This window comes from Microbacterium umsixpiens (assembly GCF_053543675.1).
On sequence record NZ_JBLVOH010000093.1, the window covers coordinates 10136 to 29627 of the forward strand.

The window sequence follows — 19492 nt, forward strand, 5'->3', positions numbered from 1 at the left end:
GTGGGAACGGCGGGCGCCGCCGAGGTCGAAACCCCGACGGCGCCCGTGGATGCTGCGGACTACTCGGCCTCGGTCACCTCGACCGTGGCGTGCTGCCGACGGCGGCGCATCGTGAACAGGCCGAGGCCCGCCGCGAGGAGCACGACCGCTGCGACGATGTACGGCACGCTGTCGGCACCCGTGGTGGCGAGGTCGCCGTGTGCGCCACTCGAACCGCCCGAGCCGTCACCTGGCGTGACCGCTCCGCCGCCGGACACCGCGGTGACGGTGACGGAGGCCGCGACCTCGGTGCCGTCGGGCAGGATCGCGGCGAGCGTGTGCGCCCCGGCCGGGGTGTTGGCCGGGATCGTCACCGTGCGCTGGAACGAGCCGTCCGCACCGGCGGTCACCGTGCCCAGCTGCACCGGGTCGGAGCGCAGCTCGAGCCGCAGCTCCGCACCCTCCGCGAAGCCGCTGCCCGAGACCGCGAGGGTGCTGCCGGCCGTGACCGATGCCGCGCCCAGCTCGATCTCGGCGGGAACCTCGGGCTCCGGCGTGACCGGAGGCGTGACGCCCTTCTCGGTGACCCACTTCTCGCCGGCATCCGACTTCGTCACCGTGAACGTGTCGTACACGGCTCCGACGGGGAGGTCGGTGGTGGCATCCGGCTGCTTCTCCGCCAGGTAGGAGCGGTAGACGAGCTGATTCTTCGAGACGTCGATCACCTGGTAGGTGGTGACGCCCTGGCCGCGCAGCACCTGGGTGGCGCCGTTGTTGGTCCAGACGTTCTTCTCCGGCGTCTCGAGCTCGTAGTGCTTCGCGCCGGAGTTCGACACGACGTAGACCGGGCCGGTGGTGATGCCGGGCGTCTCGGTCGCATCGGTGTTCACGTAGCCGCGGGCGTAGGTGTGGTCGTGGCCCATGAGCACCAGGTCGATGTCGTTGCGCTGGAACACGGGGACCCAGTCGGCGCGGAGCTTCGGCTCGTCGCGACCCTCGGATGCCGAGAAGACCGGCTGGTGGAAGGTGACGACGTTCCACTTCGACGGGCTGTTCTGCAGCAGCAGGTCGAGCCAGGCGCCCTGGAAGCGGATCCACAGCTCCTCGCCCTTGGCGATCGGGCAGTCGGCACTCGTGCACGACGGCAGCGCCGGCGGGGTGAGGAAGGTCGCGTCGCGCGTCGCGTTGAGCGTGATGAAGCGCACGCCCTGGTAGTCGGTGTAGTACGCGGTCTCGGCGGCGAAGGCGCTCCAGTGCTCGAAGAGAGCGCGGTACTGGGCCGCGACCTCGGTGTCACCCTTGGCGAGATCGGCCAGTTCGCCGATGGAGCTCATCGACGGGTTGTTGTGCGGGTACTCGAAAGCGGCCTTCCACGCGGTGAGCAGCTTGTCGCCCGAGTACTCGTGGTTGCCGGGGGCGGCCATCACGTTGGTGCGCACGGCCGAGTCCTTCATGCCCTTGAACCAGTTGACCCATTCGTCCTCGTTGCTGGACTTGTTGATCAGGTCGCCCGCGTGCACGGAGCCGATCGAGCGCGGAGCGTTGGCCTCCGCCTGCTTCACGACGCTCGGCCACGTGGTGTCGAGTCCGATCTGTGCGTCGCCGTAGTAGATGAACTGGAAGTCGGTCGCCTTCGGGTCGGCCGTGCGGAACTCGTACCAGTCGCTCCAGCTGCCGGGCAGGCCGACGCGGTAGCGGTATTCGGTCGCCGCGGTGAGACCGGTGACGGTCGCCGAGAAGTGCTTGTTCGGGTTGCCGTTCACGACACCGGCGTCGTACGCGTCGACGGTGCGGACGTCGCCACCCGCGGTCGGCGCGATCTCGACCTGTCCGACCGTGTGCGACGCGTCGCCCGCGAGCCACGAGAACGCCTGGGAGATGGCCGGCTGCTCGGTCGGGGTCAGGATGACGCGGGTCGGCGGCGCGATCACGGGCGTACCGGGATCGGATGCCTCCACCAGGGTCAGCGACGACATGTCGAAGTAGATGTCGGAGCTGGTCTCGCGGTCCTGGAACAGCGAGACGGCGATCGTGTTGGTGCCGTCGTGCAGCAGGTCGCCCTCGGCGCTGAACGTGGTCGTCAGCGGGTCGCCGTTGGAGTCGCCAGCGTACTCGACGTTCTTCGTGTCGGTGATGCGGCCGTCGACGTAGCGGGCGACCTCTTCACCGTTGATCCACACGATCACGGCGTCGTCGTAGGTGATCGTGCTCTGTAGCGCCGCGACCTGCTCGGCGACTCCCGCCTCGAGCTCGAACGTCGTGCGGAAGAAGTACGTCGGCACGGTCGGCGCCTTCACGCCGTCGAGGTAGTGGTTCAGGAGCGTCTTCGGCGTCTGCGGGCCCACCGATCCAAGCTTGCCGTTCTTCGCGCCGAACGAGCCCGCGGCCGTCTTCCAGCTGCCGTCGTCGAACGCCGGGAGCGTCCAGTCACGGAGCGCGGCCGGTGCGGGTGACGGGTCGGATCCGCCGTCGAGGTAGTGCCAGGCGGTGTCGCCGGTGATCAGCGAGCCGGTCGGCACTTCGGGCTCGGGGGCGGCGAGGGCCGCGGGGGCGACGACAGCGCCGCCGAGCAGGGCCAGGAGCGCGACGGACGTCAGTCCGTGACGCCGCCAGCGCACCGCAGGGGTGGGGGAGGTCATGTCAGTCCTTCATGGGGGTGGGGTTCCGTGCTCAGCTGCACGGGGCCCCTCCAGCCCATCGGTGTCGGGTGACGGGAGGCTGGCCCTCGGGCGACCGGGAGGTGAACGGTGCGCCGAGTATCGGAATGCTGCCTGGCGAAACCGGAGGGTCCGAGGTTCGGCCGAGGGGGTAATCGCTAGCGTGCCACTGGGCGGGCTGCTGGAGGGAGCCCCATGACCAAATCCGATCTCGCTCAAGCGTGGAGAGCTCTATGGAGGGCCACAATCCCCCCTCGTGCCACCCCCGCGTCTGAAGATGCCGTCGAAAGTGACGCTGTCCTGCTCGCCGAGACACGATACGCGCGTGCGCTCCGGCGAGCTGTGGGGGCAGTCGCTGCCATCGCCCTGCTTCTGGTGGGCATGCAGGCGCTGCTGGCATCGCTGTTAGTATCCAGTGCCGGCGACGGACCAGCCACCGCAGCCCTCGCGCCCGCAGCCCTGTCCGTCGAGCAGGGAGGCAGCGCCCTCATCCTGCTTCTGCCCGCTTCCATCGCATTGCAACTGTTGCTCCGGATGCCGCGCGATCCGGAAAACCACGGGCTTGACGATGCCGTCGCACACCGCCAGTTCTGGGGCCACGTTGCCTTCTTCGTGGCGCTGGCCTCCTCGTACGTCGCGCTCTCGGCTTTCACCGGTGCCTGCGCAGAGAATCTGCCGTCGCCGACTGTCAACGTGGTCGAGGTGTTCAGCGTGCCGATCGGCGCGACACTCACCATGCTCATCGCGGCTGATGCAGCGGTACAGGCCGACGCCGAGGCAGTGCGCCTCGATCTGGGGAAGGAGCGCGCCGCGCGGGCAGTTAGGCAGATGGAGGCGGCCCTCAGACGCATCGTTGGACGGATCGATCCTCACCCGAAGACGTCGCTGTGGGTGCAGGGTGCGATCTTCGGCCTGGTGCTCATCGGCGTCGCAGGTGTGGGTGTCCACCAGGTGTTTCACGACGGCGGCCTCACGGGCGTCTTTGTGATCTTCGCGCTCGTGCTCACGCTCTTCGCTGTGGGAACCGCCGTTCAGGTGCTCCCGTTGCTGCTGCAGTCGAAGATCCTCGACGCGGTGGTGATCCTCGTTCCTCCGGCGGTGGTCACCGTCGTCGTCGCCATGGAGGCAGCGACGACAGCGATGCGAGTCGAAGGCGAGGACGACACCGTCGTCTACCTGCAAGGACTCGGCTATGGACTTGCTCTGCCCTTGCCCGCGGCAATGGTCGTAGCTGTTCTTCTCATCCCACGTGGCCGAGGGCGGGTCACGTCGCCTCTGTTCTCCGTGGCACGACAGAATCTCGAGTCGCAGATCGCCCGTTTGCAGCAACAGGAACCGAAGGCCGAACCACGGGTGTGGCGGGCTTTGGCAGGGATAGCGATCTGTGTGAGCCCGCTGCCCCCTCTTGCATTCGTCTTGGCGATCGCCGCCACGTGGCAACGGCGCCTTGAAGCGGATGCCCGCCGTGGCTTGATCATCGCCGGGTGGGTCGTCTCATCGACTGTGGCGGTGCTTGAGCTCGCGGGGCTTGCGCTGCTTCCGATATACGGTGCGGCTCTGGGCTGGTTCTCCTTGTCGTGAGGGGTGATCCTGCGCGGGCGCTGGTAGAGTGGTGACATCACGATCAGCCCGCTCGCCTCACGGCTCGGGCTGATTTTCTTTTGGGGGACGTGTGGTCGAGTACACCAAACCATGGCTGTCGATCGAAGATCAGGTCGCGCAGTTGCGCGGTAGGGGACTGATCGTGGACGACGAGGAGAACGCACTACTTCTGCTTGAAGAAGTCGGGTACTACCGTCTCACCGGGTACCTCTACCCGTCTCGTGAGTCCCTAAGCGTCGTAGAGGAGTCAGGACGTCGGTCTATACGCGTGCTCAGCAACTACCGGCATGGCACGCGAATCGAACATGCTTCGGCGCTCATCCAGTTCGATCGCGCGCTGCGACTCCACGTCCTCGAAGCCGTGGAACGCATAGAAGTCTCGCTTCGCACCCAAATCGGCTACATCCTGGGTCAGCGGTCAGCCTTCGCACACCTCGATCAACGAACGTTCACGACATCATTCGTCGAGCCTCGCGCCGATCCTGTGAGCGGTAAGAAGACGAGTAGGCACGCCGAATGGCTGGCCCGTATCGATGCACGACGCGCCAATTCCAAGGAGGCGTTCGTTGAGCACTTTCGGAAGAAGTACGACGGTCAGATGCCGATCTGGGCACTGACTGAAGTCCTCGAACTCGGGCACCTCGCGACGCTCTACACAGGTCTGCAGAACGACGTCGCCACCCGTGTCGCTCGCCACTATCGGGTGCCCAGCAAGACTGTGCTCGCGAGTTGGATCGCAAGTACCAACTACGTGAGAAATGTCGCGGCTCATCAGGCTCGGCTGTTCAACAGGAGACTCGTCGTCGCCCCCACCCGTCCCAAGAACAACAGTGTGCCGGAACTCGCGCACCTTCATGAACTCAGCACTCCGACAAAGGACTTCGGCTTATACAACGCTTTGGCTGTGATGGCCTATCTGCTTCGCAGCATCTCCGGACACGCGGAGTGGATCGAGCGCCTGAGGGGGCTCGTTGCCACCTTTCCCAGCGTTGCGCACCTTGGTATCGACAGCATGGGCTTTCCTCCGAACTGGACTGCCATGGATCTGTGGAATCCGCCTGCGTTGGCTGCTGACTGAGGGACCTCTCGGGTGAACGGTGCGTCCGGTACCTGCCGAAGCCCCACCGGCCCATCCCGGTACGCTGGAACCCATGCTCAACATGGCTGACGGCCTCGCCCGTCTCGGTGCGCTCGCCGAGAACCCGGTCGTCCGAACCCTCGCGACGGCGTTCGCGGATGCCGGTTTCGACCTGGCCGTGGTCGGTGGTCCGGTGCGCGATGCGCTGCTGGGTCGGGCGACGCATGACCTCGACTTCACGACGAACGCCGCGCCCGACGACATCCTGACCATCGTCACCCCGATCTCGACCGCGCAGTGGGACATCGGCCGCGCATTCGGCACGATCGGTGCGCGCGTGCAGGGCGAGCAGGTCGAGATCACGACCTACCGCGCCGACAGCTACGACGGCGTGACCCGCAAGCCCACGGTCGAGTTCGGCGACACGATCGACGGCGACCTCGTGCGCCGCGACTTCACCGTCAACTCCATGGCGCTGCAGGTGCCCGCCGTGAAGCTGGTCGACCCGACCGGTGGCGTGGAAGACCTCGTCGCCGGCATCCTGCGTACACCGGCCGACCCGCGGATCTCGTTCGGCGACGACCCGCTGCGGATGCTGCGTGCGGCCCGCTTCAGCGCCCAGCTCGGGTTCCGCGTCGAGGATGCCACGGCCGAGGCGATCGCCGAACTGCGCGAAACCCTCAAGATCGTGAGCCCGGAGCGCATCCAGTCCGAACTCGTGCGCCTCATGCAGACCGACGATCCGGTGCGCGGCATCCGGGTGCTGGTCGACACCGGCCTGATCGACGAGTTCCTCCCCGAGGTCACCGAACTGCGCCTCGAGGTCGACGAGCACCACCACCACAAAGACGTCTACGAGCACTCCCTCACCGTGCTCAGCCAGGCGATCGAGCTCGAGCACTCCCGGCATCCGGGCGCCGCCCCCGATGTGCCGCTACGCCTCGCCGCGCTGCTGCACGACATCGGCAAGCCGCGCACGCGCAAGCTCGAGCCCGGTGGCGTGGTGACGTTCCACCACCACGACGTCGTCGGCTCGCGCATGGCTCGCAAGCGCCTGCAGTCCCTGCGGTTCGACACCGACACGACCGATGCCGTCTCCACGCTGATCGAGCTGCATCTGCGCTTCTTCGGCTACGCCGAGGGCACCTGGACGGATGCCGCAGTGCGGCGGTACGTGCGCGACGCGGGTGACCTGCTGGAGCGCCTGCACATCCTCACCCGTGCCGATGTGACCACGCGCAACAAGCGCAAGGCCGGACGCCTGGCCAGCGCGTACGACGACATCGAGTCGCGCATCGCAGCGCTGCGCGAGCAGGAGGAGCTCGACTCCATCCGTCCGGAGATCGACGGCAACCGCATCCAGCAGGTGCTCGGTATCGCTCCCGGCCGTGAGGTGGGCGAGGCGTACCGGTTCCTGCTCGATCTGCGGTTGGACGAGGGCGTGCTGGGTCCCGATGTCGTCGAGCAGCGGCTGCGCGAGTGGTGGGCCGCGCGGGGCTGACTTCTGGCGTCAGCGCAGTTCGGGGACGATGATCTCGACTTCGTCGGACACGAGTTCGAAGTCCTTCGGGTTGAACGTGAGGACAGCGGCGCCGAGCGCGTAGGCGTGACCGGCCAGCATGATGTCCTTACTTCGGGCGTGGGCGGGACGGTTCAGGATCACCCGTGACGCGAGGCGCGCGTAGCCATCGGCGGCGGCTTGATCGAACGGAAGCCAGTCGGCTTCGAGCAGTGCCGACAACCGCATCAGTTCGTTGCGTCGACGGCGACGGAGAACCGGATCTGTCGCCCGCTCGACTCCGAGTTGCAGCTCGGAGTACGCGATTGCACTGAGCGCCACGTCAGCCGGCGGCAATCGGACGGCATCGAGCCGGATGAGGACGTTCGTGTCAAGAAGGATCACGGCTTCTCCCACGGATCTCTGAAGGAGTCGAGGAAGAACGGGTTCTTGCGGTCGGCCTCCAGTTCGGCCAGCCATTCCTCCCGCATCTTGTCCTGTTCCGGAGTCGACGGGTTCGCATCGACCCTCGCCATCACCTCGCTCGAGGGGACCGACCACCGTCGCGGGCGGAGCACCCGCTGCTGGAGTTGCGCGTCGAGCCCGCTCTCGTCTCCCTGCGCCAAGCGCGTCAGCACATCTCGGACCTCGGCCTCCATCGAGCGGGAGTTCCGCCGGGCACGTTCCTTGAGTGCGACGACGACATCGTCGCTGAGATTCCGGATGGTCACGGTTGCCATGTCTGCCTCCTGACAGCAGAATGCTAGCACCCGGTCCGCGGCCGCGTCACCCCTCGCGACGACGCTCCAGCTCGGTGAAGACGACGCCGCTTTCGTAGGCGACCGTCTCGACGATGTCGAAGCGTTCGGGGCGATACGGGCGCTCGCCGAACAGCGGGATGCCCGATCCGAAGAGCAGGGGTTGCCGCTTCAGCACGAGCCGGTCGATCTCGTCGGCGAGCGATGCGGCGAGAGCGCCGCCTCCGCAGAGCCAGATGTCGGCGCCGTCCTCCTGCTTCAGCCGCCGCACCACCTCGACCGGATCCTCGGCCGTGACCTCGAGGTTCTCGGCCTCCGCGGTCTTCGTGCGGCTGAACACGATCTGGCGGAGGTGCGAGTACGGGCTGGGCAGGCCGCCCACCTGATAGGTGTTCCAGCCCATCAGCACCGTGTCGAAGACCTCGCGCGTCTGGGTGATGCCGAGGGCTTCGGCCGCGACGGTGGGGAGCGTGTCGGCGAAGCGGTCGTTGATCCCGTCCATGTGGTCTCCCTCGATGAGGAAGGCGTCGAATTCACCGTTCGGCCCGGCGATGTAGCCGTCGAGGGTGACGGCGGCGTAGTACACGAGTTCGCGCATGATGATCCAATCACTACAGATGTCGCAGTTACTATACAACAGGCGTAGTGATTGCGCTAGTCTCATGTCATGGCGAAGAACGACTCCCGGCGACGGACGATCGCGGATGCCGGACTCACGGTGCTCGCCCGAGAGGGCTCTCGCGGGCTCACGCACCGCGCGGTCGACATCGCCGCGCAGGTTCCGACGGGCACGACCTCGAACTACTTCCGCAGCCGCGATGCCCTGATCGAGGGACTCGTCGAGCGGATCGGGGAGCGCCTCGCACCCACGCCCGAAGACCTGGAGCGACGCGCGACAGTCGAGCCCGGTCCCGCGCTGTTCGCCGACTACATCCGCGACATCGTGCGACGGCTGACCGAGGATAGGGACGTGACGCTCGCCCTGTTCGAGCTGAGGCTCGAGGGCGGGCGGCGGCCCGAGGTCGCCGCAGTCCTCGGCGCCTGGCAGCGGGCCGGCTTCGACGGCGACGTCGCGTTCAACGCCGCGGCCGGCCTCCCCGGCGGACGCCGCGAGATCGCCCTGTTCCACTACGCCATCGATGGGCTGCTGCTCGACAGGCTGACCACGCCGATCGATCCGGAGACGTCCACCGACGACGTGATCGACGACCTGGTCGCGGGGCTCATCCGCTGACACGGCGGGTGTTCCCTCGTGGGCGTGCTGCTCATACACTGAGTCAACGCACATCTTCGACGATCGGAGACCGCTGTGTCTGCGCCGTGGCAGGTATCCCGCGAGTCGCTTCCGGCGACATCGCGACTGATCGTCGAGCGTGCGCACGAGGAACTGCTGGCCGGCAACCTCGAAGACCGAAGGCTGCAGGCGGTGCGGCCCCTCGTGCGCGAGGCGTGGGAGCGGTCGTGGCGGCGAAGGGTCGGGCCCGAGGCCGCTCCGCCGCTCGAACTCGTCAGCGATGAGCTCGACGAGTACCGTCTCGCGCATCCGCTGGCGTCGGCCATGGACATGATCCGCGCATTGCTTCTGCCCGGCGAGACCGAGGACACCGGCGTGATCATCGCGGTGGGCGATCAGGCCGGGCGCCTGCTGTGGATCGAGGGCGACGACCAGCTGCGTACACTCACCGACGACATGGGTTTCGTCGCCGGCGCGAACTGGTCGGAGGATGCCGTCGGCACGAGCGCGCCCGGCACCGCCCTCGCTCTCGGCCAGTCCGTGCAGATCCGCGGCGCCGAGCATTACAACCGACTCGTGCATCCGTGGTCGTGCACGGCTGCACCGGTGCGCGACCCGGAGACGAAGCGGGTGCTGGGTGTGATCGACATCACCGGCGGCCCGGATGTCGTCTCGCCGCAGGCGCGGCTGCTGGTCGATGCGACCGCCCGTGCCGTGGAATCGGAGCTCATGGTCGCGCGGCTGCGGGAACGGAGCGAGGCCCCCCGGAACAGGCCGACGACCTCGAAGCCGCGCACCCCGGTGACCGCCCGGGCGACGCTGCATGTGCTCGGACGGGACCGCGCGCGGCTGGAGACGGAGTCGGCGCACGACGAATCGATGATCGAACTCAGCGCGCGGCACGCCGCCATCCTGCTGATGCTCGCCGTGCATCGTCAGGGTCTCTCCGCCGAGCGGTTGTGCGAGCTCGTGTACGGCCCCGGCGTCTCGCCCGACACGCTGCGGCCTGAGATGGTTCGTCTGCGAAAGGTGCTCGAGCGTACGGCCCCCGACCTGGTTCCGGAGTCGCGTCCGTACCGGCTGCCCGTCGCCCTCGACACGGATGCGCACGATGTGCTCTCCCTGCTCGACCGCGGCGCGCACCGCGTGGCGCTCACCGCCTATCGCGGACCCGTGCTGCCGGAGTCGACGTCTCCCGGGGTCGAGGACTTCCGCGAATCGGTGCGCGCGGCGCTGCACGAGGCGATGCTGTCGGAGGCGAGCCTCGACGTGCTGCTCGCCTACGCCGAGATCCCGGAGGGTCAGGGGGATGCCGAGGCGCTGCGCCTCGCCCTGGAGATGCTTCCGGCGCGATCGCCGAAGCGCGCGGGAGTGGTCGCGCGCATCGAGCGTCTCGCCGCCGACTGAGGCCTCGCAATATATTGCAACGTTGCGCATCGGGGTGCAACGTCGCGCGACCTACCGTCGGAGCACAGCCGCGAACCGAAGCGCGGCTCCGTCGAAGGAGACCCCCATGAGCATCGTCGAAGAAGACGTGTCCCTCGCCTATGCCGCTCCCGGGCAGCCGGGTGCCGTCGCGAACTATCGCCCGCAGTACGGCCACTACATCGGCGGCGAGTTCGTCGCCCCCGTGAAGGGCCAGTACTTCGAGAACATCAGCCCCGTCAACGGCAAGCCCTTCACCGAGGTCGGCCGGGGCACGAGTGAAGACATCGACCGGGCCGTCGACGTCGCCTGGAAGGCCTTCGCGAGCTGGGGCAAGACGAGTCCGGCCGAGCGATCGGTGATCCTCAACCGCATCGCCGATCGGATCGAGCAGCATCTCGAAGAGATCGCGGTCGCCGAGACCTGGGAGAACGGCAAGCCGGTTCGCGAGACCCTCGCCGCGGACATCCCGCTCGCCGTCGACCACTTCCGCTACTTCGCCGGGGTGCTCCGCGCGCAGGAGGGCGGCATCAGCCAGCTGGACGAGAACACCGTGGCGTACCACTTCCACGAGCCGCTCGGGGTGGTCGGTCAGATCATCCCGTGGAACTTCCCGATCCTGATGGCGGTGTGGAAGCTGGCGCCCGCGCTCGCCGCAGGCAACTGCGTCGTGATCAAGCCGGCCGAGCAGACCCCGGCATCCCTGCTCTTCCTGTTCGACATCATCGGCGACCTGCTGCCCGCCGGTGTCGTGAACATCGTCAACGGCTTCGGCATCGAGGCGGGCGCTCCGCTCGCGCAGCACAAGCGCATCCGCAAGGTCGCCTTCACGGGGGAGACCACGACCGGGCGCCTCATCATGCAGTACGCCTCGCAGAACCTGATCCCGGTGACGCTGGAGCTCGGAGGCAAGAGCCCGAATGTGTTCTTCGAGGATGTCGCCCGCTCGACCAGCGACGCGTTCTACGACAAGGCGCTCGAGGGCTTCACGATGTTCGCTCTGAACCAGGGCGAGGTCTGCACCTGCCCCTCGCGCGCACTGATCCAGCGGTCGATCTACGACGGCTTCCTCGCCGACGGGCTGGAGCGGGTCGGCAAGGTCGTGCAGGGAAACCCGCTCGACCCGGCGACCATGATCGGCGCGCAGGCGTCGAACGACCAGCTGGAGAAGATCCTCAGCTACATCGACATCGGCAAGCAGGGCGGGGCGCGGCTGCTCGCTGGCGGCGATCGGGTCGACCTCGGCGGCGATCTGAGTGAGGGCTTCTACGTCGCTCCGACCGTGTTCGAGGGCACGAACGACATGCGCATCTTCCAGGAGGAGATCTTCGGCCCCGTGCTGTCGGTCACGTCGTTCGACGGCTTCGACGACGCGATCTCGATCGCGAACGACACCCTCTACGGGCTCGGCGCGGGAGTGTGGAGCCGCAGCGGTGACACCGCCTACCGCGCAGGGCGAGCGATCGAGGCCGGACGCGTGTGGACCAACACGTATCACCAGTACCCCGCGCACGCGGCATTCGGCGGATACAAGCAGTCGGGCGTGGGTCGCGAGAACCACAAGATGATGCTCGACCACTACCAGCAGACGAAGAACCTCCTCGTCTCCTACGCGGAAGGGCCGATGGGCTTCTTCTGAGCTCGAATCCGGGCGGGCGCTCCGGCGTCCGCCCGGACCCATCCGTGAAGGGCGGAACCATGGTCAGCATCGGCACCTACCAGCGCGTCGACGTGACGGATGCTGCGGCATCCCTCGTCCGCGATCTGACCGCGCAGCACGGGCCGCTCATGTTCCATCAGTCCGGCGGATGCTGCGACGGGTCATCGCCCATGTGCTATCCGGTCGGGATGTTCATCACCGGCCCGGGCGACGTGCTGCTGGGGTCTCTCGACGTCGAGCTCGACGCCCCTGTCGAGGTCTACATGTCGGAGTCGCAGTTCGAGTACTGGAAGTACACGCACCTGACCATCGACGTCGTGCCCGGTCGCGGTGCCGGCTTCTCGGTCGAGGGCCCGACCGGGATGCGGTTCCTGATCCGCTCCCGGATGCTGAACGACGCGGAACTTGAGTACTTCGGCTTGGCGTCGTCGGGGACCTGAGGGGCGGAGGGGCTTCAGCTTGAGGCCACGTGTTCCGGAATGCAAGCTGGCTGAGCCGACGAGGGGCGCTCGAGCTGCGTAGACTGTAGAAGCAGGCCCGCCCCACTCTCGTGGATAAGCGGGTCTTGCTGCTTGTCAGGCCAGTTCGATCGGATCCCCGAGCGGATTCAAGTCCCTGAGGTAGTCGTCGTACCAGGTCCACGCAAACTCGTTGCCCGCGTGCGGGTTCAGATGGGTAAACCCGGACCAGGCCACGATGTCCGCGATCTGAGTCCATTGAGACCGCCGCGAGCTGTGGAACATCGGATCCTCGATGATCCGACGTGTGGAAAGGCTCAACGCCCGGTGCGCGTTGTAGTAGATGGGATCCGAGCCGTCCCCATCCATTCCGACTATCCCGTACTCGCGGGACCTGTGTAGTTGGGAATCCCAAAGAGCGACGAGAGACGAGTAGACCGCTTCACGGTCGCGGTTGATGTTCTTGTTCCGCAGAGAAGACCTTCTGAAGCACACTCCGATCTCGATGTGCGGACACTCCCGTACGGCTTCGAGACAGCGCACCGCCACTTCGCGTCCGAGAGGCTTCCAGAGAGTCTCCCCTTGCCTGACGAAACGAGAGGGCGGCGCCGTAGAGACGTGGCCGCGTCCGTTGACGAGCGCAGTCAGGTGCAATTCCTCTGCAGTCGGGATTCCGTAGTCTGCGACAAGTCGCTTCCGAAACGTGAGCCAATGAGTGAGCACTGCATCCCAGTGCTCGACTGCGAGCTCGACCCAGCCATAGACGATCCATCCCTCCTCGAGGTTTCCGGAGTCGTCCGCGTAGAACATGTGAGAGATCGGCCCGGCCACTCCGACACCGTATTCCCGGCACGCACGGCGATGAATCGTCGAGCGAGAGACAGTGGATGAAACACCGGAATACGATTCCAGATACGGGTAGGCCGAACCCGCGGCCCCACCCTGCGTTCGCCCGAGGAACTCAGCGCGGCAGTCGCGGAACCGCGTCGACGAGCGCCCGCGTGTACGAATCCTGCGGGGCGTGCAGCACATCCGCCGTCGGGCCCTGCTCGACGACACGGCCGTTCTGCAGCACGACCGTGCGGTCGCAGGCCGCAGCGATCGCGGTGAGGTCGTGCGACACCATCACGAGAGAGAGGCCGTTCTCGCGGCGCAGCCGGTCGAGCAGTTCGAGCACCTGCACCCGAGTCGTGACGTCGAGCGCACTCACCGGCTCGTCGGCCAGCAGCACCCGCGGGCGCGACACCACGGCCCGCGCGATCGCGATGCGCTGACGCTGACCGCCGGAGAACTCGTGCGGGTACCGGCGCGCGGTGTCGGCGGGAAGCCCGACCGAATCGAGCGCCTCGGCGATGCGGCGCTGGGCGTCGGCACCGGACGCCAGGCCCAATGACCGGAGCGGCTCGCCGATGATCCGGTCGATGCGCTGGCGGGGGTCGAGCGACGAGTACGGATCCTGGAAGACGGGCTGCACGCTCGCGCGGAACCGCCGCATCTGGGCGCGGTCACGCAACGACAGGGGTGCGCCGTCGAACAGCACCTGGCCATCGCGCGGAGCGGCGAGGCCGAGCATCAGCCGCAGGATCGTGGACTTGCCCGCACCCGACTCGCCCACGAGACCGAGCGAGTCGCCCTCGGAGAGGCTCACGGAGATGTCGTCCAGCACCCGGCGGGAACCGTACGCGAATCCGGCGCCTTGCAGTTCGAGGATCGTCATCGCGTGCCCTCCCCGGCGTCGAGGTACGCGTCGAGGGCGCGGGCGCTGTCGACCAGCATCCGCGTGTACGGCTCCGCCGGCTCCTGCAGCACCTGGGCCACCGGCCCCGCCTCGACGACACTTCCGTCGCGCAGCACCACGATGCGATCGACCATGCGCGAGACCACGGCCAGGTCGTGGCTGATGAACAGCAGCGCCATACCCCGTTCGGCGACCAGCCGCTCCAGCAGCGCGAGCACGCCGTCCTGCACCGTGACGTCGAGCGCCGTCGTCGGCTCGTCGGCGATGAGCAGCTGCGGTTTGGCGGCGAGGGCGATGGCGATCGCCACGCGCTGACGCTGACCACCCGACAGCTCGTGCGGGTAGGCGCGCGCGAACCGCGGTTCCGACAGGGCGACCTCGTCGAGGGCCGCCGCGACAGCCGCATGCAGCTCGGCGCCACGCAGCCCGAGATGGCGGCGCAGTGGTTCGGCGACCTGCCGGCCGACCCGCATCAGCGGATCGAGAGCGGTGAGCGGCTCCTGGAAAACGATCTGCGCCACCGGGCCGCGCAGCGGCTGGAGGTCGGCATCCCGAGCGCCGACGACCTGATGCCCGTCGAGCAGCACGGAACCCGACGCGACGAGGGCATCCGGCAGCAGCCCGGTGACCGCCAACGAGGTCAGCGACTTGCCCGAACCGGACTCTCCGATCAGCCCCAGGCGCTCGCCGGCCCCGAGCGAGAACGACACGTCGCGCACGAGCGCGCCGGACGAGGAGCGGACGGTGAGGCCGGTGGCATCGAGAAGGCTCATCGGCTCCTCCTGCGGGTCGGGTCGGCGAGGTCGCGCAGACCGTCGGCGAGGAAGTTCACACCGAGCACGAGCGCGATGATCGCGACACCGGGAGCGATCGCGCCGACGGGAGCCGTGAGCACGGTGCCCTGCGCCTCCTGCAGCATCCGCCCCCACGAGGCGTTGGGCGGCGGCGCGCCGAGGCCCAGATACGACAGGCTCGCCTCCGCGAGCACGGCAGCGCCGAACTGCAGCGCGAGGCTCACGGCGAGCGTCGGCGCGATGTTCGGCAGCACGTGCTGGAACACGATTCCGATCACGCTCGTGCCGCTCGTGCGGGCCGCCGTGACGAACTGCTCCTGCAGCACGCGACGCGCGAGGATACGGGTGAGACGCGCGACCACCGCCGACATCGCGAGCCCGATCGCGAGCACCGCCGACCACAACGACGCACCCTGGACGGCGACGACCAGCATCGCGAGCAGCAGCACGGGGAAGGCGATCACCACGTCGAGTCCGGCCGAGAGCGTGTCATCGACCCAGGGCCGGGCGAAGGCGGCGAGGAGGCCGATGATCGTGCCGAGGACAGCCGCGATCGCGACCGAGCAGGTTCCGACGATGAGGGCGATCCGCGCGCCCCACATCAGCTGCGAGAGCAGGTCGCGACCGAGTCGGTCGGTTCCGAGCAGGTGCAGCGTGCTCGGTCCTTCGAGACGGCCGCCGCTGGTGTCGGCGAGCGGACACGGAAGCCAGAACAGGGAGACCAGCGCCATCAGCACGATGAGGCCCGTGAGCACGATCCCGATGACGAGGGTCGCCTTCGGACGCCGGCGCACGGGAACGGATCCGGTGATCAACTGTTCGGCGACGCGGCTCATCGGTTCCCCGAGACGCTCGTGCGCAGGCGCGGGTCGATCAGGCGCTGCACGATGTCGGCGGCGAATCCGACGAGCAGAACGAAGAGGGTGCTGACGACGAGAACGCCCTGGATGACCTGGAAGTCGTGCTGCTCGATGGCCGACAGCAGCAGGCTGCCGAGCCCGGGGAGGGTGAACACGCTCTCGACGACGACCGCGCCGAGCAGAGTCGTCGACAGCTCGATGCCGAGGATCGCGACGACCGGCACCGCGCCGTTGCGCACACCATGACGCAGCAGCGCCTCACCCATGCCGGAGCCTCCGGCGCGAGCGGTGCGCAGGTAGTCGCTGCCGAGTACATCGAGAGTGGCCGAGCGCACATATCGGCTGAGGGAGGCGCTCATGACGATCACGATCGTGGTGATCGGCAGGGCGAGCGATCGCAGCGCGTCGGCGGGGTCCTCCCAGTCGTCACGCGGGAAGCCGCCGGAGGGCAGGACGCCGAGTCCGAGCGCGAACACCCAGACGAGCACGACGCCGACCCAGAACACCGGGACGGCGACACCGAGCTGCGCGAACCCCGAGAGCACGATGCCGTACCAGCGGTCGGACTTCACGGCCGCGGTGATGCCGATCACGAGGGAGACCAGCAGGGCGATCGTGAAGGCGATGAGCGTGAGCGGAATGGTCACGGCGAGGCGGTCGGCGATGTCGGGTCCGACGGGACGCGAGCTCAGGAACGATTCACCGAGGTCGAAGCGGAGCAGCTGCCCCGCCCACGTCGTGAACTGCTGCAGCAGGGGCTGGTCGGAGCCGACCTGCTCGCGGGCCGCGGCGATCTGCTCGGGGGTCGCGTTCACCGAGAGCAGCGCGTTGGCCGGGTCGCCGGGAAGCAGGCGCAGCAGCACGAAGATCGCGACCATGGCGACGACGAGCGACACCACGAGGAACGCGAGGCGGCGCAGCAGGTAGGCGAGCATGTGTTCTCAGGATGACGAGGGGATGCCGACGCGCGGCATCCCCTCGCACGTCAGGACTTGACGATGTCGTAGGCGAAGAACTGCGAGTTCAGGCCGTTGACCGGGTACCCGCTGAGGTCACTGGAGGCGACCACGATCTGCGGGTACAGGTACAACCATACGCTCGCGGCATCCGCGGCGATCTTCTCGTTGACCTGCTTCAGCAGGGCCGTCTGCTCGTCGGTCGTGGTGGCCTGTTCGGCGTCGGCGACCCACTTCTGCACGTCGGCGTCGTTGTAGCCCCAGTAGAACTCGGGGTTGCCGTACCAGACCACGTCGCGGTCGTTCACGTGCTCCTGGAGGGTGGCTTCGAAGTCCTGCTCCTTGAAGACCTTCGTGTACCACTCGTCGGCGCTGATCGTGTTGATCTCGACCGTGATGCCGACCTCGGCGAGCTGGGACTGCAGGAACTCCGCGACGGCGGGGTGCGGGTCGTAGCTCGGCGTGTCGAGGGTGAACGTGAAGCCGTCGGCGTAGCCCGCCTGGGCGAGCAGGTCCTTCGAGAGCTCCACGTCGTACGGGTTCACCGAGGTGAGGTCTTCGTACCAGGGGTCGGTCGGGGGAACCATCGAGCCGATCAGGGTGCCGTAGTCGCCCCAGATCGATTCGAGCAGCTTCTTCGTGTCGATCGCGGAGTAGATCGCCTTGCGCACGAGGGCGTCGTCGAAGGGGGCGACGCGGTCGTTGAACGCGAGCAGCTCCTTCGTGGTCGAGGTGCCCTCGCTGATCACGTACTCGTCGTTGTCGAATTGCGCGAGCGAGTCGGGGCCCTGCACGCTGGTGATCACGTCGATCTCACCCGTGAGCAGCGCGTTGTTCTCGGCCGTCGCGTCGGTGAAGTACGTGTAGACGGCCTCGCCGTTCTTGGCGGGCTCGCCCCAATAGTCGTCCCAGCGCTCGAGGGTGAGGGTCGAGCCCTTCTTCCATTCGTCGAGCGTGTACGGGCCGGTGCCGTCTTCGGTGCTGGTGATGTCGCCGGCCTCGTCGTTCACGATCCAGACGTAGCTGAGGTTGTAGAGGAACGAGATCGACCGCTGCGACAGCGTGAAGACGACCGTCGTGTCGTCGGGGGTGGCGATGTCGGCGATCACGCCGAAGCTCGACTTGCGCGCGGAGACCGAATCCTCGGCCGTGACGGCCTCGACGCTCGACTTCACGTCGGTGGAGGTGAGCGGGTCGCCCGAGTGGAAGGTCACGTCGTCGCGCAGCGTGATCGTGTAGGTCAGACCGTCGTCGGACACCTGGGCGTCTTCGGCGAGCAGGGGTTCGACCTCACCGTCGTCCGTCAGCCGGTACAGGCCCTCGTAGACGTTGCCGGTGAGAGCCTCGGTCACGCCCTGGCCGCCACCCTGGGTGTTGCTCAGGTTGGTGGGCTCGTACAGCGAGCCGATGAAGATGGTGGCGTCTTCGCTCGAGGCGTCGTCGGTCGTGCCCGACGCGCAGCCGGCCACGAGGGCGAGCGTGGCGACGGCGCCGAGCGCGCCGAGGATGCGAGTTCTTCTCATGACTACTCCAGGGTGAGAGTGTGCGGCTCAGGCCGCATAGATGTCGAAGCCGTCGCGGAAGACGACGTTCTTCTCGCCTGCTCGGATAGGCAGGGGGAAGCGGTTGGATGCCGGCGGCAGCGGGCAGTTGTACTGGGCGCTGAAGCCGCAGGGCGGCACGAACGCGCGGTTGAAGTCGAGGGTCACGGAGCCCTCGTCGTCGCGCAGTTGGACGAACAGGAAGCGACCGGATCCGTAGGTCTCCGAGCCGTTGGTCTCGTCGCCGAAGACGAGCAGCAGCGTGCCGCCGTCGTCGAAGGCGGCGAGGTCGTACTCGCGGCCGTTCAGCTCGAGGCGGATGTCGCCGGGGACGACGAGGTCGCGGGTACCGCCGTTGTCGCGGATGTGCTCGAATGAGACCCGGCGGTTACCGGAGACGGGGGTGAAGTGGCCCTCGAGCACCCACGCCGGGTCGTACTCGTACGTGTCGATGCGGTCGAACGCGCGGATGGCGGGGGCGTCGGCATCCCAGACGCGCAGGCCGTGTTCCGCCTGGCCGGTCTCGATGTCCGTGCGCTGGAGCGGCGTCACGGTCTCGGTGGGGGACGCGGCGCGCTGCGCCGCATCCAGGTCGGGGAGCTCGCCGGTCCAGCGCGTCTCGACCAGGGCGAGGTTGCCGGTGGCAGACGTGACGGAGGCGCGGCGCTCGGCCTGCCACTGGGTGTGCTCTTCGCGTTCAGACATCACTCTCAATTCTCCGGCATGCAGAACGGGGTGGGGCCGGACCCGTCACTCGGGGTAACGAGGTCCCGCGCTCAGCCACGGGTTCGTCAGTGCGGTCGGATTATCACGTAGCGTTATAGCTCATGACTCTTTGTCCTGGAGTCTGCTGGACAACGGAAGAGCACCATGCATATCCGGAATGTCTGATGGGTACTTCACATGCTGACGATGGAGAGGAATGAAGCCGTGAGTGCAGAACGTAAGCCCATTCGGGCGCAGTCGCTTGGTCGTGCGTTGGCCGGCTGGATCTTCGTTTTCCTCGCCGCGTGCATGGCGTTTGGTGCAGCCGCTACCGCAGTCGATGAGGGATGGCGGATCTTCTTGTTCATCGATGGCGTCGTACTGGTTTTGGGACTTGTCGTTCTCATGTCGATGTGGATCCTTCGCCGACGTCGCGCGGTAGCGCAGGCGTAACGCCCTCTGGGCCCGCCCAGTAGGCGGCTCGCCCGACACAGGGGGGCGCCTCCGCCTTTTATCGGGAGATGCCGGGGTAGGTCTGATGTGAGGACC

The 19492-nt window shown here is 67.4% G+C and carries 18 protein-coding genes; 7 read left to right on the forward strand and 11 right to left on the reverse strand.

What is annotated here, in order from left to right; all coding sequences use genetic code 11:
- Nucleotides 1-59 precede the first annotated feature (59 nt).
- Nucleotides 60-2618, reverse strand: a complete 2559-nt coding sequence (locus ACNPM4_RS09270; protein WP_448985477.1) for a purple acid phosphatase family protein — start codon at nucleotides 2616-2618, stop codon at nucleotides 60-62.
- Nucleotides 2619-3017: 399 nt separating this feature from the next.
- Here ACNPM4_RS09270 and ACNPM4_RS09275 point away from each other — a divergent pair, with 399 nt between their 5' ends.
- From ACNPM4_RS09275 to ACNPM4_RS09285, 3 genes are all read left to right on the forward strand, one after another.
- Nucleotides 3018-4217, forward strand: a complete 1200-nt coding sequence (locus tag ACNPM4_RS09275) for a hypothetical protein (protein WP_448985478.1) — start codon at nucleotides 3018-3020, stop codon at nucleotides 4215-4217.
- 91 nt (nucleotides 4218-4308) lie between these two features.
- The gene (locus ACNPM4_RS09280; RefSeq protein ID WP_448985479.1) at nucleotides 4309-5316 is read left to right on the forward strand and encodes an Abi family protein; all 1008 of its coding nucleotides are present in this window, start codon (nucleotides 4309-4311) and stop codon (nucleotides 5314-5316) included.
- A 73-nt stretch (nucleotides 5317-5389) separates the two neighbouring features.
- Nucleotides 5390-6817, forward strand: a complete 1428-nt coding sequence (locus ACNPM4_RS09285) for a CCA tRNA nucleotidyltransferase (protein ID WP_448985480.1) — start codon at nucleotides 5390-5392, stop codon at nucleotides 6815-6817.
- A 9-nt stretch (nucleotides 6818-6826) separates the two neighbouring features.
- Here ACNPM4_RS09285 and ACNPM4_RS09290 read toward each other — a convergent pair whose 3' ends face one another.
- Genes ACNPM4_RS09290 through ACNPM4_RS09300 form a run of 3 tightly spaced genes read right to left on the reverse strand, consistent with a single transcriptional unit; the run spans nucleotide 6827 to nucleotide 8170 of the window.
- Nucleotides 6827-7219 (reverse strand): type II toxin-antitoxin system VapC family toxin, encoded by a 393-nt coding sequence (locus tag ACNPM4_RS09290; protein ID WP_262002405.1) that lies wholly within the window; start codon nucleotides 7217-7219, stop codon nucleotides 6827-6829.
- Nucleotides 7216-7554, reverse strand: a complete 339-nt coding sequence (locus tag ACNPM4_RS09295; protein WP_448985481.1) for a FitA-like ribbon-helix-helix domain-containing protein — start codon at nucleotides 7552-7554, stop codon at nucleotides 7216-7218. Before ACNPM4_RS09295 ends, ACNPM4_RS09290 begins: the two co-directional genes overlap by 4 nt.
- A 46-nt stretch (nucleotides 7555-7600) precedes the next feature.
- Entirely contained in the window at nucleotides 7601-8170 is a 570-nt protein-coding gene (locus tag ACNPM4_RS09300; RefSeq protein WP_448985482.1) for a dihydrofolate reductase family protein, read from the reverse strand.
- A 69-nt stretch (nucleotides 8171-8239) separates the two neighbouring features.
- Between ACNPM4_RS09300 and ACNPM4_RS09305 the strand changes: the two genes are divergently transcribed.
- The 4 genes from ACNPM4_RS09305 (at nucleotide 8240) to ACNPM4_RS09320 (ending at nucleotide 12331) form a co-directional block, all read left to right on the forward strand.
- Entirely contained in the window at nucleotides 8240-8806 is a 567-nt protein-coding gene (locus ACNPM4_RS09305) for a TetR/AcrR family transcriptional regulator (RefSeq protein WP_400857277.1), read from the forward strand.
- Nucleotides 8807-8881: 75 nt separating this feature from the next.
- Entirely contained in the window at nucleotides 8882-10213 is a 1332-nt protein-coding gene (locus ACNPM4_RS09310) for a GAF domain-containing protein (protein ID WP_448985483.1), read from the forward strand.
- A 106-nt stretch (nucleotides 10214-10319) separates the two neighbouring features.
- Entirely contained in the window at nucleotides 10320-11870 is a 1551-nt protein-coding gene (exaC, locus tag ACNPM4_RS09315; protein WP_448985484.1) for an acetaldehyde dehydrogenase ExaC, read from the forward strand.
- Between the two features lie 59 nt (nucleotides 11871-11929).
- Nucleotides 11930-12331: a DUF779 domain-containing protein gene (locus ACNPM4_RS09320; protein ID WP_448985485.1), complete on the forward strand. Its 402-nt coding sequence runs from the start codon at nucleotides 11930-11932 to the stop codon at nucleotides 12329-12331.
- A gap of 135 nt (nucleotides 12332-12466) precedes the next feature.
- Here the strand turns inward: ACNPM4_RS09320 and ACNPM4_RS09325 are convergent, their stop codons facing one another.
- From ACNPM4_RS09325 to ACNPM4_RS09355, 7 genes are all read right to left on the reverse strand, one after another.
- Nucleotides 12467-13180 carry a DUF3800 domain-containing protein gene (locus ACNPM4_RS09325; protein ID WP_262002400.1) on the reverse strand — a complete coding sequence of 238 codons (714 nt, stop codon included), beginning with the start codon at nucleotides 13178-13180 and terminating at the stop codon, nucleotides 12467-12469.
- 130 nt (nucleotides 13181-13310) lie between these two features.
- Complete coding sequence (locus ACNPM4_RS09330) at nucleotides 13311-14066, reverse strand: ABC transporter ATP-binding protein (protein ID WP_448985486.1); 756 nt, start codon at nucleotides 14064-14066, stop codon at nucleotides 13311-13313.
- A complete protein-coding gene (locus ACNPM4_RS09335; RefSeq protein WP_448985487.1) occupies nucleotides 14063-14860 on the reverse strand; it encodes an ABC transporter ATP-binding protein in 798 nt (265 codons plus the stop codon). The genes ACNPM4_RS09330 and ACNPM4_RS09335 overlap by 4 nt, the downstream gene beginning before the upstream one ends.
- Complete coding sequence (locus tag ACNPM4_RS09340; protein ID WP_448985488.1) at nucleotides 14857-15717, reverse strand: ABC transporter permease; 861 nt, start codon at nucleotides 15715-15717, stop codon at nucleotides 14857-14859. The genes ACNPM4_RS09335 and ACNPM4_RS09340 overlap by 4 nt, the downstream gene beginning before the upstream one ends.
- On the reverse strand, nucleotides 15714-16676 hold the full coding sequence (locus ACNPM4_RS09345) for an ABC transporter permease (RefSeq protein ID WP_091027880.1): 963 nt from the start codon (nucleotides 16674-16676) through the stop codon (nucleotides 15714-15716). The genes ACNPM4_RS09340 and ACNPM4_RS09345 overlap by 4 nt, the downstream gene beginning before the upstream one ends.
- 50 nt (nucleotides 16677-16726) lie before the next feature.
- On the reverse strand, nucleotides 16727-18220 hold the full coding sequence (locus tag ACNPM4_RS09350) for an ABC transporter substrate-binding protein (protein WP_448985489.1): 1494 nt from the start codon (nucleotides 18218-18220) through the stop codon (nucleotides 16727-16729).
- A 27-nt stretch (nucleotides 18221-18247) separates the two neighbouring features.
- Nucleotides 18248-18943 (reverse strand): DUF1684 domain-containing protein, encoded by a 696-nt coding sequence (locus ACNPM4_RS09355; protein WP_448985490.1) that lies wholly within the window; start codon nucleotides 18941-18943, stop codon nucleotides 18248-18250.
- Nucleotides 18944-19492: the final 549 nt, after the last annotated feature.

What these genes read in the sequence shown, in the direction of transcription:
- ACNPM4_RS09270 (WP_448985477.1), bottom strand. Translation starts at nt 2,618, where the DNA reads ATGACCTCCCCCACCCCTGCGGTGCGCTGGCGGCGTCACGGACTGACG.
- ACNPM4_RS09275 (WP_448985478.1), top strand. Translation starts at nt 3,018, where the DNA reads ATGCAGGCGCTGCTGGCATCGCTGTTAGTATCCAGTGCCGGCGACGGA.
- ACNPM4_RS09285 (WP_448985480.1), top strand. Translation starts at nt 5,390, where the DNA reads ATGCTCAACATGGCTGACGGCCTCGCCCGTCTCGGTGCGCTCGCCGAG.
- ACNPM4_RS09295 (WP_448985481.1), bottom strand. Translation starts at nt 7,554, where the DNA reads ATGGCAACCGTGACCATCCGGAATCTCAGCGACGATGTCGTCGTCGCA.
- ACNPM4_RS09300 (WP_448985482.1), bottom strand. Translation starts at nt 8,170, where the DNA reads ATGCGCGAACTCGTGTACTACGCCGCCGTCACCCTCGACGGCTACATC.
- ACNPM4_RS09305 (WP_400857277.1), top strand. Translation starts at nt 8,240, where the DNA reads ATGGCGAAGAACGACTCCCGGCGACGGACGATCGCGGATGCCGGACTC.
- exaC (WP_448985484.1), top strand. Translation starts at nt 10,320, where the DNA reads ATGAGCATCGTCGAAGAAGACGTGTCCCTCGCCTATGCCGCTCCCGGG.
- ACNPM4_RS09320 (WP_448985485.1), top strand. Translation starts at nt 11,930, where the DNA reads ATGGTCAGCATCGGCACCTACCAGCGCGTCGACGTGACGGATGCTGCG.
- ACNPM4_RS09330 (WP_448985486.1), bottom strand. Translation starts at nt 14,066, where the DNA reads ATGACGATCCTCGAACTGCAAGGCGCCGGATTCGCGTACGGTTCCCGC.
- ACNPM4_RS09335 (WP_448985487.1), bottom strand. Translation starts at nt 14,860, where the DNA reads ATGAGCCTTCTCGATGCCACCGGCCTCACCGTCCGCTCCTCGTCCGGC.
- ACNPM4_RS09340 (WP_448985488.1), bottom strand. Translation starts at nt 15,717, where the DNA reads ATGAGCCGCGTCGCCGAACAGTTGATCACCGGATCCGTTCCCGTGCGC.
- ACNPM4_RS09345 (WP_091027880.1), bottom strand. Translation starts at nt 16,676, where the DNA reads ATGCTCGCCTACCTGCTGCGCCGCCTCGCGTTCCTCGTGGTGTCGCTC.
- ACNPM4_RS09350 (WP_448985489.1), bottom strand. Translation starts at nt 18,220, where the DNA reads ATGAGAAGAACTCGCATCCTCGGCGCGCTCGGCGCCGTCGCCACGCTC.
- ACNPM4_RS09355 (WP_448985490.1), bottom strand. Translation starts at nt 18,943, where the DNA reads ATGTCTGAACGCGAAGAGCACACCCAGTGGCAGGCCGAGCGCCGCGCC.